Source organism: Ruegeria sp. CDSA193 (assembly GCF_059611885.1).
The window spans coordinates 242,071-253,804 of sequence record NZ_JBXWPN010000002.1; the positions used below are offsets into that span (position 1 = coordinate 242,071).

Here is an 11,734-nt window from a genome sequence, read left to right on the forward strand (position 1 = left end):
CCTCTGGGCGTTGAAAAGCAGGCATTTGGAAGATGCATCAATTTTGCTTATCCGCGGCGTCAAAACTCCTGAATTGACCACGGTACAAATTTGGGTACCGTCGCGGCTCGGCCATTCCGAGGATTCAATGCCCCAACACGCGCGCCTGCTAAATCCGATCTTGATCGTCGGCTGCATCATTATCGCAGTCAGTTTTGCAGTGCGGGCATCCTTTGGCGTATTCCAGATCCCCATTGCGACTGAATTCGGCTGGCTGCGCTCCGATTTTTCGATGGCGATTGCGATCCAGAACCTCGCTTGGGGAATTGGACAACCCATTTTTGCCGCCATCGCCGAGAAGGTGGGGGATCGCCGTGCGATTGTGCTCGGGGCATTGACCTATGCATCGGGCATGGTGTTGTCGGCGTGGTCCGTTACCCCTTTCGAGCATCAGATGTACGCCTGGCTTGTGGGCTTTGGGATTGCCGGCACGGGGTTTGGTGTCGTGCTTGCCGTAGTTGGACGGGCGTCCTCTGATCATAACCGCTCTATGTCTCTGGCCGTCGTGACAGCGGCAGGAAGCTTTGGCCAGGTTTTGGGTGCTCCAACGGCGGAATGGCTTTTGTCTTTTATGCCCTGGCAACAGGTTTTCATCGTGTTTGCCGTTGCCATCCTGGCACTGGTCATGACTCTGCCCTTCATGCGCGCGCCCCAAGCCGCAACCAAAGCCGAAATCGAAGAAAGCATGGGGCAAATTCTGGGCAAGGCCTTCCGGGACCCGTCTTATACCCTGATTTTCCTGGGATTTTTCAGCTGTGGTTATCAGCTTGGCTTTATCACAGCGCATTTTCCCGCTTTCGTTACCGAAATGTGCGGCCCGATTCAGCCGGGTGGAATACTGGATTCCATTGGTATAACGACAACTTCCGCATTAGGGGCTGTGTCGATTTCATTGATCGGGTTGGCCAATATCGGAGGGACATTGCTGGCGGGGTGGGCCGGAATGCACTTTCCCAAGAAATACCTTCTGGCCTCTATTTATGCCGCCCGCACGCTTACAGCGGCGGCTTTCATAATCCTGCCGATCACGCCAATCACGGTCGTTGTATTCTCATTGGTCATGGGTTCGCTCTGGCTTGCAACGGTTCCACTGACCTCGGGGCTCGTCGCACATTTGTATGGGTTGCGCTACATGGGTACGCTTTACGGCATCATCTTCTTCAGCCATCAGGTCGGCAGTTTTCTTGGCGTCTGGCTTGGCGGCCGCATGTATGACCAGTACGGAGATTACACCTTTGTCTGGTGGATCGGCGTGGCCATCGGCGCCTTCAGCGCCATCGTTCACCTTCCCATCCGCGAGAACCGGCCGCTACCCGTCGCAGCCTAATCTAGCGGGCCTCTTCGCGGGTCAAAAGCCCCTCTGCCACCAACCGGTCTGCCCATCCTAGCGGGCCCTCAAAATGATGCGTTTGCCAGCCTCGCGCCTGCGCCGTTTCGATATTGTCGATCCGGTCGTCGGTGAACAACAACGTCTCGGGCGCCAGACCACAATCGGCTTCGACCATCTCGTAAATCGGGACATGCGGTTTCACTGTCTGCATGCGACCTGAAACATACAGCCGGTCAAACTCGTTGAGGAATGGATAGACCGTGGTTGCATACTCAAAATTCTGCACCCCGAAATTTGTGAGCGCAAAGACCGAGATGCCTTTGGCCCGCAGCGCACGTTGCAGTCGTACCGAGTGGGGAATTTCGGGCGTGGCCAATTCGATCCATTTGTCGTGCCACATCCGGATTTCATCCCGCCATTGGGGATATTTATCAGCCCAGCCATAGATGGTGTCCGTGAAGTGATGCCCCTGATCAACCAGATCATTCATTCCATGCAGGTCAACCTCGGCAAACATGGCCCGGCGACGGTCTTCACCAATAACCGCATCGTAGTAGCGTTCTGGCTGCCATTCTATCAGGACATTCCCGATGTCGAAAACCACCGCTTCTATTGGCATGAATAATCCTTCTTAGAATCTCTGCTGGGGCTGACTGAATCAATCCTTGCTGCGCTTTTCAAGACAGAAACTGCAGCGCGCAGCGCTGCCCGGCCCAACCGGAGGGGACGCATCTCTAATGCGTCTGTGACGGGCGGGAGGGTCACGCCCTTAGTGCCGCCCGCAATTCCCGTTCCAACGCATCCAAAAACCGGGACCTATCGGCCTTGCCAAAAGGCTTGCCACCGCCCCCTGCGCCCAGAGGGTTTGCCGAACGCAGGTCTGCCATCAGGTCCCGCATCGCCAGTTGCTGGCCAATATTGGCGGCGGTAAAGGCCTCGCCGTTGTGACGTAATACACGCGCACCTGCTTCAACACATTTCGCGGCTAAAGGAATGTCAGAGGTCACAACCACGTCCCCTGTACCACAACGCTCTGCGATCCATTTATCGGCCTCATCCGCACCTGCGGACACGATCACAACCTGTACCAGAGGATTGGCCGAAGGCCTCAGGCCACCGTTCGATACCAGAGCCATCGGAATCTTATGTCGGGTCGCTACACGCTCGGCCTCGGCCTTCACTGGACAGGCATCTGCGTCTATGTACAGGGTTGTCACGCTTTCTTTGCCTGTTTCTCGGCAGGCTTCTTCTTGACTTTGAATTCCTCGGGGATGGGCATCCGGTTGAACGCATCCAGACCAGCGATCTTATAAGCCTCGGCCAAGGTCGGGTAGTTGAATGTGTTTTGAACGAAATAATCCACTGTGCCTTTCAGGTTCAATACAGCCTGTGCGATATGGATCAGCTCAGTCGCGCCTTCGCCTACGATCTGCACACCAAGAACCCGGCGGGTTTTCAGCGAAAACAGCATCTTCAACATGCCATGTTCCAACCCCATGATATGCCCGCGAGAAGTTTCGCGGAATCGCGCGACGCCAACCTCGTAAGGGATATCGCGCTCCTGTAACTCTTCTTCGGACATGCCGCAGGTGGATATCTCGGGCACCGAATAGATGCCGTAAGGGTACCAGGGGCTTTCCGGCAGGGTCGGGGTCTCCAACGCGTGACATGCCGCCACGCGCCCCTGCTGCAGCGAGGTTGATGCCAGCGAGGGATGTCCGATTACATCTCCGGTCGCATAGATATGCGGTACCGCTGTCTGATAGGTCTTGCGATCGACCTCAATCCGGTTGCGGTGATCGGTTGTCAGCCCGACCGCATCCAGATTCAAGGCCGAGGTCGCGCCCATCCGCCCGGCGGCAAACAGCAACATCTCGGCCCGGACATGTCGTCCATTCTCGAGCGTCACTTCTACGTGGCTACCTCCATCTTCGATCTTTTCAACGGCAGAGCCCAGTCGCAAATCCACACCGTTTTCGCGGATTTGGTGGGTAAAGTCGTGGATCAGCCGGCTGTCGATGAAATCCAGAAAGGTCTCGCGGGGTTCAATCAGGGTGACACGTACATCAAGCGCGGAAAACATCGTGGCATATTCCACACCGATTACACCGGCCCCGATCACGCATAGCGAGCGCGGTATCTCGGCCATCTCCAGAAAATCATCGCCATCGACGATGGTCTTCCCGTTGAAGGGCACATAATCGGGACGATAGGTCTTGGTTCCGGTGGCGATCAGGAACTTTGCGGCGGACAGACGTGTGGTTTCGCCTGCGTCGGTTGCAACCTCAATCTCGTGGGGACCGACAAATCTTGCCAGACCATTTAAGGTTTCCACGTGGTTCCGGTTGAACTGATGTTCCAGCACATCGACCTCATGGTCCAGCGTCATGTGCAGCCGAGCCTTGAGGTCTTCGGCCCGGATCTGATCCTTTACCCGGTACGAGCGCCCGTAAAAGCTGCGCTCGCGCCAGCCAGACAGGTTCAGCACTGTCTCGCGGAGAGTTTTTGACGGGATGGTCCCGGTATGGACCGAGACCCCACCCAACCGATCCTTGCGGTCGATAACCAGCACCCGGCGTTTCAACTTGCCTGCCTGAATCGCCGCCGAACGACCGGAAGGGCCGGACCCGACAATGATCAGGTCATAGTCGTATTTGCTCATGCCTCAGTCTCCATACAGTGCTTCGGCGTGGAAAGTGATGTGGTCTTCCATGAAGGTCGACACAAAGAAGTAAGAATGGTCATAGCCGGGCTGCAGACGGAAAACTGCCTGTTGGCGACGTTCGGCTATCGCCTGGGCCAGCGCCTCGGGGCGCAACAGGTCGATGAACTGGTCATTGTCGCCGGTGTCGATCAGGACAGGGCCGTCGAAACCGGTGTTCTTCATCATCAGCGATGCGTCGTGCTTGGCCCATTTGGCCGCGTCATCGCCCAGATATGCCTTCAGTTGTTTGCGGCCCCAATCGGCGCTTGTTGGGTTTGAAATCGGTGCAAATGCCGAAACCGATCGGAACCGGCCCGGTAGGTTCATTGCCAATGTCAGGGCGCCATGGCCGCCCATGGAATGGCCGGTAATGGCCTGGCGGTCTGCGTCGATTGCAAAGGTTTCAACCAGCAGAGCCGGCAATTCCTCGGCCACATAGTCCCACATGTTGAAGTGCGGTGCCCAGGGTGATTGCGTGGCATTCACATAAAACCCCGCGCCCTGGCCCAGATCGTAGTCCTCGTGATCGGCAACGCCTTCGCCGCGCGGGGATGTGTCAGGGAAAACAAGGGCGATACCCTGTTCCGCGGCCCAAGCCTGCGCCCCGGCCTTGGTCATGGCGTTTTCATGGGTACAGGTCAGACCAGACAGATACCATAGAACCGGAACCGGGCCGTCCTTTGCCTCGGCGGGCAGGAACAGTCCAAAAGTCATGTCGCATTGGCAGGCAGCCGAGGCGTGGCGATAGACGCCCTGGACGCCTCCGAAACAAGCGTTTTCCGAAAGGGTTTCCATTTGGTTCCGTCCTTACGTTAGGTTCGCGCCATGGCTATCGTTACTCGGTCCGTGCGTAAAGTCTGTGTTCCTGCGGCCAGCGAGTATTTTCCCTATCTGTGGCTTAGAATGTTCCGGCTATGGCAATCACCAGCGGCAGTGTCAGGATGCTGACCACGGTAGACAAGAGAATTGCGGCCGAAGCCCGATGGGGTGCGACCCCGTAATAGGCCGCCAGCATATAGACATTCCCAGCGACCGGCAGTGCTGCCGCTGCAATGGCAACCGAAGCCGAGAAGCCTTCCGCCGGGATCAGCCAGATTACGAAGACAGCAACGCAGAGCGGATGAATGATCAGCTTGCAAAAACTCAGCCAGGCAGCGATCTGAACACGCTCGGCGGATTTGCTGGCGAGCGATGCCCCTATCGCAAACAAGGCTCCCGGAGTGGCTGCCCCGCCCAGGATTGTCAGAAAATCGTTCAGTGGACCGGGCACGGGAATTTGGAAGGCTGACCACAAAAGCCCCGCTGAAATAGATACGATCATCGGGTTTTTGAGCAAACCGAGGCCAATCAACCGAAATGTTGCCGGCGTCAGCCGCCCATCGCGTCCGGCATTGATCAAAATCACGATCAGCGAGGAAAACACCACAAGGTCGACAGTCAATACCAGCATGACCGGGCCGATTGCTGCTTCGGTGAACAAAAGCGCAAGCATCGGCAGCCCCAGAAAGCCGACATTGCCGATCGCAGCGCATTGGGCCTCGACGGCAGAGGTTGGTATGTCAAGGCCGCGCATCCACGCGATCAGACTGGCCAGAGCATAAACCGTAAGCGTTCCCAGCAGATAGCCCGCGACCAATCTGCCGTCGAATATCTCGGCAAAGGGCAGGGTGGCGGCAAAGCGGAACAACATTGCCGAAAGTGCGAAATAGAACACGAATTTCGTCAGATAGGCCGTGGCTTCTTCCGAGAAGAACCGACTGCGCCCAGCCCAATACCCCAGGCCGATAATCGCAAAGAACGGCAGCGTACGCAGAAAAATATCAGCCATGGCCAGAGTGTTAGCACGGTTTTCTCTGGCGGCAACCCCTGGCCAATCAGGCCCCGCCGAACGAACTACGCGGACTGACCTAACGGAAAAATTACCATAATCCCGCCTGCCCATGGCCGAAATCCTATGCGAATCGTTGTATCTGAACTGATCAGTTTATAGATTCGACGAATCCACCCCTGAAGGAGAGCGCATGTCCGAAGCAACTGCCATTTTGCGAACAGGCCGAAAATTTGATCAGGTCCTGCAAGGAGCCCGATCGGTGTTCATGGCAGATGGTTTCGAAGGAGCTAGCGTAGATGACATTGCGCGCGCGGCGGGTGTTTCCAAGGCGACTTTGTACAGCTATTTCCCGGATAAGCGTCTTCTTTTCATGGAGGTCGCTCAGAACGAATGCTGCCGTATGGCCGAGAATGTCGTTTCGATGGTTGACGATACAAAACCTGCACGCGAGGTGCTGACCATCGCTGCGACCCAGCTGGCCGCATTTCTGGTGTCGGATTTTGCGCAGCAGGTGTTCCGCATCTGCGTGGCCGAGCAAGATCGGTTCCCCGAACTTGGCCGCGCCTTCTATGAGGCGGGGCCGCAAAATGGCACCCGGCAACTTGCAGAATATCTGCAAAAAGCGGTGAATAAAGGCGAATTGGTTATCGAGGACCTTCAATTTGCCGCTGAACAGTTTTCGGAATTGTGCAAGGTCCGCCTTTGGCCCCGATCCACATTCGGCATTCAAAGCAGCTTTTCAGAGGCTGAGATTGAAGAGGTCGCGCTGCAGGCTGTCGACATGTTCATGGCCCGTTACGGCGCCTGACATTTGGGTCGGATCGACTCGATTCAAGATATGGATGTGGAGGTCGATCCCTGAAGCCCGCGGCATTTAGGATTGATGGCATTCAAGAGTTCGGACGCTCCTGCCCGGTGGCTTCGCCACTGCTTGGCTCTAATCGCCAAAGAACCGAAATCAGTTAGAAAACAGGCCCGACCAGGCAAATCATAACGCTGTACCTGCCCTCTTTTTTACTTCCTGATCGCTGGGCGGTGAACTCAGTTGACAATGGATTTTGTATTTTGGATACATTGGGCAGGGATTTCGCGGCGGTGACAGTCATCAAAGATTGTTCTGACTAGAAATTAGAACAACGCGAAAATCTGAAGAAAAAACATTTCTGGGAGAAACTCATGAAACTTAGATTGATGGCCGCAACTGCAGCGATTGCGTTGTCCAGTGCTGCTGCCCAAGCAAATACTTTGGTATATTGCTCGGAAGGATCACCCGAAGGCTTTGACCCGGCGCTATTTACCGCAGGGACAACCTTTGATGCCTCGTCACACCCGATTTACAACCGTCTGCTCGAGTTTGAGACCGGTACTACCAATGTTATCCCCGGTCTGGCGGAAAGCGTTGAGGCCAGCGATGATGGTCTGGAATATACCTTCAAATTGCGTCAGGGCGTCAAATTCCATTCGAATGACGAATTCACGCCGACGCGTGATTTCAATGCTGATGACGTGATCTTCTCGTTCATGCGCCAGAAGGATGAAGGCCATGCCTATAATCAGGTGTCTGGTGGTACCTGGGAATATTTCCAGGGCATGGGTATGCCGGACCTGGTCGAGTCGATTGAAAAAGTCGACGACTACACAGTGAAGTTCACCCTGTCCAAGCCTGAAGCGCCTTTTGTGGCCAACATGGCGATGGACTTCGCCTCGATCCTGTCTGCGGAATATGCGGATGCGATGATGGCCGCGGGTACGCCTGAGAAGCTGAACACAGCACCGATCGGGACTGGTCCGTTCTCGTTTGTAGCCTATCAGAAAGACGCGGTGATCCGCTATGCGCAGAATGCCGACTACTGGAAGGCCCCTGCGGATGTGGAGAACCTGATCTTCGCGATCACGCCGGATGCATCGGTTCGCTATCAAAAGCTGAAAGCGGGCGAATGTCATATCATGCCTTATCCGAACCCGGCCGACATTCAAGCGATGCAGGACGATGCAGATATCAACATGTTGGAGCAGGAAGGCCTGAACGTCGGCTACCTCGCCTACAACACCACCATGGCACCGTTCGACAATCCGAAGGTCCGCAAGGCGCTGAACATGGCGATCGACAAGAATGCGATCATCGACGTCGTGTTCCAGGGCTCGGGCCAAGTTGCCAAGAACCCGATCCCGCCAACCATGTGGGGCTATAACGACGCCATCACCGATGACGCGTATGATCCCGAAGCGGCCAAGGCGATGCTGGAAGCCGAAGGCGTATCCGACCTGTCGATGAAGGTTTGGGCTATGCCGGTACAGCGTCCCTATAACCCGAATGCACGCCGTATGGCCGAGCTGATCCAAGCGGATTTTGCCAAGGTTGGTGTCGACGTCGAAATCGTGTCCTATGAATGGGGTGAATACCTGTCGCGTTCGAAAGATCTGGACCGTGACGGAGCCGTTCTGCTGGGTTGGACCGGTGACAATGGCGATCCAGACAACTTCTTGGCGGTTCTGCTGGGTTGTGACGGACGCGAAGCCTCGAACCGGGCGCAGTGGTGCCACGAGCCCTTCGAAGAGCTGATTCTCAAGGCCAAGCAGTCCACTGATCAGGCCGAACGCACCAAGCTGTACGAAGACGCTCAGGTGGTCTTCAAAGAGCAGGCGCCTTGGGCAACGATCGCACACTCGGTGGTCTTTATGCCGATGCGCAACGAAGTGCAGGGCTATAAAGTGCACCCGCTGGGCGGCCACATCTTCTACGGTGTGAGCGTCGAATAATTCATCACTTACCGACCGGAGCCGCCCGCGTGGCGGCTCCGGTTTCTTATTGGAGGTCGGCCCTGATGCCGAATTTGTCCGAGTACCGTCAACTGGCAAAGGACATGTCAGTTGATGCCGTGGCCCTTGTGCCCGGCCCGAATTTCACCCGCGCATTGGGAAAACCTTTCATGAGCCACGAACGGCCCTTTGTGGTCGTGGTCCCCGGCGAAGGTTCTCCTGCGGCCATCGTTCCCAACCTTGAGCTCGGCAGTTGGGACCTGGTTGGATTTGAAGGCGCCGTTTTCGACTGGTTCGACCAGACCGGGTATGATGACGCCTTTGCAGCCCTCGCCAAGCATATGCCGCTGACATCGCTGGCTGTGGAAGGGCAGGTGATGCGAGTCTTTGTGTCGAAAGCGTTTACCAACGCGTTACCGGACCTGCGGATTGTCGATGCCGAGCGTGAAATTTCTGGCTTGCGCATTATCAAGACAGAAGACGATATCGCAGCGCTTCAAGCCGCGATCGACATCTCTGAACGCGCGTTAGAGCGCGTGATTGCGGATGTGCGCGTCGGTCAGACCGAATTGCAGATTGAACAGGCCTTGATTCAGGCGCTGTTTGCGGAAGGCGCCGCCTCGCTGGCATTTTCGCCGATTGTTGCCGCCGGGGATAACTCGGCGCGGCCCCATGGTAAGGCGCGGGCGGATTACCAGATCAAACCGGGCGATGCGCTTTTGTTTGATTTCGGAGCCCGCAAACATGGGTTTGCCGCCGACATCACCCGCACGTTCTTTGTCGAAGAGGTCTCGGACGAGGGCAGGGCGGTCTATGACACCGTTCTGCGCGCCAATCTGGCAGGATTCAAAGCCTGCCGTCCCGGTGTCACGGCGCATGATATCGACGATGCCGTGATCGGCGTTCTCGAAGCGTCACCCTATGCCGATCGGATCCGCACCAAAACGGGCCACGGTCTGGGCCGCGACGTTCACGAAGCGCCGTATATCATGCGTGGAAACGACCAGAAAATCCTGCCGGGCATGGTTTGGACAAACGAGCCGGGCCTTTACGCGCTGGACAATTTCGGCGTGCGCATAGAAGATGACGTGCTTGTTACAGGGGATGGCTGTCGGTCGCTAACCCACTTTCCCAAAGATCTCACAATCATAGGTCGCTGATGTTTGGCTACTTTCTTTCTCGTCTCGGTATGTTCATTCCGACATTTCTGGGTGTAACGCTTATCTCTTTCATGTTCATTCGCGTTTTGCCTGGTGATCCGATCATCGTCATGGCCGGCGAACGCGGAATGTCCGAGGAACGCTATCAGGAAATGGTGGTCAAACTGGGCTTCGACAAGCCGGTCCTCCAACAATATTGGGACTATCTGACCGGCGTTATGCAGGGCGATCTGGGCGAAAGCTTTGTCACCAAGAAACCGGTCTGGGACGAGTTTTTTGCCCTGTTCCCAGCGACGCTGGAATTGTCGATCTGCGCGATGATCTTCGCGGTGGCCCTTGGGTTGCCCGCCGGTGTCATTGCCGCAGTCAACCGGGGCAAATTCTTTGATCGGGCGCTGATGTCATCTGCGCTGGTGGGATATTCGATGCCGATCTTCTGGTGGGCGCTGCTGCTGATCATCGTGTTCTCGGGCAACCTGGGCTGGACGCCTGTTTCGGGCCGGATCGACCTTCTGTATTACTTCCCCAGCGTGACCGGCTTTATGCTGATCGACAGTCTTTTGTCGGGGCAACCCGGGGCATTCACGTCGGCTGTTCGGCATTTGATTCTGCCAACGATAGTTCTAGGGACGATCCCGCTGGCTGTCATTGCGCGTCAGACGCGCTCGGCGATGCTTGAGGTTCTGGGCGAGGACTACATTCGTACCGCGCGGGCAAAAGGCCTGTCACCCACTCGGATCAACGGGCTGCATGCTCTGCGTAATGCGTTGATCCCCGTGATTACGGTGATCGGCCTGTCGGTTGGAACTTTGCTGGCTGGTGCAATTCTGACCGAGACGATCTTTAGCTGGCCGGGTATCGGCAAGTGGATGGTCGACAGCATCTTCCGGCGCGATTACCCGGTGGTGCAGGGCGGTCTTCTGATGATCGCCGTGATCGTGATGCTGGTGAATCTACTGGTCGATGTCCTTTATGGCATCATCAATCCAAAAATCCGGAGGCGGTGATGGCTGAACTATCTGCAAACGCACCCAAAACCGAAGACCGCCCAAGCGCCTTGCGCGAATTCTGGTTTTATTTCAGTGAAAACCGCGGCGCGGTGATTGGCCTGTGGGTATTCGCGGCCTTTGTCTTTTGCGCTGCCTTCGCACCTTTGCTGGCCCCCTACGATCCAACCGAACAGTTTCGCGAGCATATCCTGCAACCTCCGGCATGGCAGGAAGGCGGCAGTTGGGCCTTCCCGCTGGGAACTGATCCGCTGGGCCGGGATATGCTGTCGCGGCTGATTATGGGATCTCGCTATTCCTTCTTTGTCGGGATCGTCGTGGTTTGTGTGGCCGTGTCAGGCGGTGTGGTTCTTGGCCTGCTTTCCGGGTTTGCACCCAAATGGGTCGATACGATGATCATGCGCGTGATGGATATTATCCTGTCCTTTCCGTCGCTGCTGCTGGCACTGGTTCTGGTCGCCATTCTGGGCCCGTCTCTGACCAATGCAATGATCGCCATCGCCATTGTGTTTCAACCACATTACGTGCGCCTCACCCGCGCCTCGGTTCTGGCCGAACGGCAAAAGGATTATGTGACCTCGGCCCGTGTGGCCGGTGCAAGCAAGGCACGCCTGATGTTCAAAACCGTGCTGCCGAACTGTCTGGCGCCGATCATTGTCCAGGCGGCGCTGTCCTTCTCGACCGCGATTCTGGATGCTGCGGCACTTGGCTTTCTGGGCATGGGGGCGCAGCCGCCCACGCCGGAATGGGGCACAATGCTGGCCGAAGCGCGCGAATTCATTCTGCGCGCCTGGTGGGTGGTAACTTTCCCGGGCCTGGCCATTCTGGTTACGGTGCTGGCAATCAACCTGATGGGCGACGGTCTGCGCGACGCGCTGGACCCCAAGCTGAAACGGAGCTGAC

The 11,734-nt window shown here is 56.5% G+C and carries 11 protein-coding genes; 6 read left to right on the forward strand and 5 right to left on the reverse strand.

Going from position 1 to position 11,734, the window contains the following annotated elements; all coding sequences use genetic code 11:
- Positions 1-127: 127 nt before the first annotated feature.
- Entirely contained in the window at positions 128-1,366 is a 1,239-nt protein-coding gene (locus AC2FLG_RS04145; protein WP_496705096.1) for an MFS transporter, read from the forward strand.
- 1 nt (position 1,367) lies between these two features.
- On the opposite strand, the gene AC2FLG_RS04150 is transcribed toward AC2FLG_RS04145, so the two are convergent.
- The 5 genes from AC2FLG_RS04150 to AC2FLG_RS04170 all read right to left on the reverse strand — a co-directional run bounded on the left by AC2FLG_RS04150 (position 1,368) and on the right by AC2FLG_RS04170 (position 5,901).
- A complete protein-coding gene (locus AC2FLG_RS04150; RefSeq protein ID WP_496703206.1) occupies positions 1,368-1,988 on the reverse strand; it encodes an HAD family hydrolase in 621 nt (206 codons plus the stop codon).
- 142 nt (positions 1,989-2,130) lie between these two features.
- Positions 2,131-2,586, reverse strand: coding sequence for a YaiI/YqxD family protein (locus AC2FLG_RS04155; RefSeq protein WP_281972917.1), 456 nt, complete (start codon positions 2,584-2,586; stop codon positions 2,131-2,133).
- A complete protein-coding gene (gene sthA, locus AC2FLG_RS04160) occupies positions 2,583-4,031 on the reverse strand; it encodes a Si-specific NAD(P)(+) transhydrogenase (RefSeq protein WP_142636327.1) in 1,449 nt (482 codons plus the stop codon). The genes AC2FLG_RS04155 and sthA overlap by 4 nt, the downstream gene beginning before the upstream one ends.
- Positions 4,032-4,034: 3 nt before the next feature.
- Positions 4,035-4,868 (reverse strand): S-formylglutathione hydrolase, encoded by an 834-nt coding sequence (gene fghA / locus AC2FLG_RS04165; RefSeq protein WP_496705098.1) that lies wholly within the window; start codon positions 4,866-4,868, stop codon positions 4,035-4,037.
- 103 nt (positions 4,869-4,971) lie between these two features.
- The gene (locus AC2FLG_RS04170; RefSeq protein WP_496705100.1) at positions 4,972-5,901 is read right to left on the reverse strand and encodes an AEC family transporter; all 930 of its coding nucleotides are present in this window, start codon (positions 5,899-5,901) and stop codon (positions 4,972-4,974) included.
- Between the two features lie 193 nt (positions 5,902-6,094).
- Here AC2FLG_RS04170 and AC2FLG_RS04175 point away from each other — a divergent pair, with 193 nt between their 5' ends.
- From AC2FLG_RS04175 to AC2FLG_RS04195, 5 genes are all read left to right on the forward strand, one after another.
- A complete protein-coding gene (locus tag AC2FLG_RS04175) occupies positions 6,095-6,712 on the forward strand; it encodes a TetR/AcrR family transcriptional regulator (RefSeq protein WP_142636321.1) in 618 nt (205 codons plus the stop codon).
- A 368-nt stretch (positions 6,713-7,080) separates the two neighbouring features.
- Positions 7,081-8,664 (forward strand): ABC transporter substrate-binding protein, encoded by a 1,584-nt coding sequence (locus AC2FLG_RS04180; RefSeq protein ID WP_142636319.1) that lies wholly within the window; start codon positions 7,081-7,083, stop codon positions 8,662-8,664.
- A 65-nt stretch (positions 8,665-8,729) separates the two neighbouring features.
- Positions 8,730-9,824, forward strand: a complete 1,095-nt coding sequence (locus AC2FLG_RS04185; protein ID WP_496705102.1) for a M24 family metallopeptidase — start codon at positions 8,730-8,732, stop codon at positions 9,822-9,824.
- Positions 9,824-10,831, forward strand: coding sequence for an ABC transporter permease subunit (locus AC2FLG_RS04190; RefSeq protein ID WP_142636316.1), 1,008 nt, complete (start codon positions 9,824-9,826; stop codon positions 10,829-10,831). Before AC2FLG_RS04185 ends, AC2FLG_RS04190 begins: the two co-directional genes overlap by 1 nt.
- Positions 10,831-11,733: an ABC transporter permease subunit gene (locus AC2FLG_RS04195; RefSeq protein WP_185956667.1), complete on the forward strand. Its 903-nt coding sequence runs from the start codon at positions 10,831-10,833 to the stop codon at positions 11,731-11,733. The genes AC2FLG_RS04190 and AC2FLG_RS04195 overlap by 1 nt, the downstream gene beginning before the upstream one ends.
- Position 11,734 lies beyond the last annotated feature (1 nt).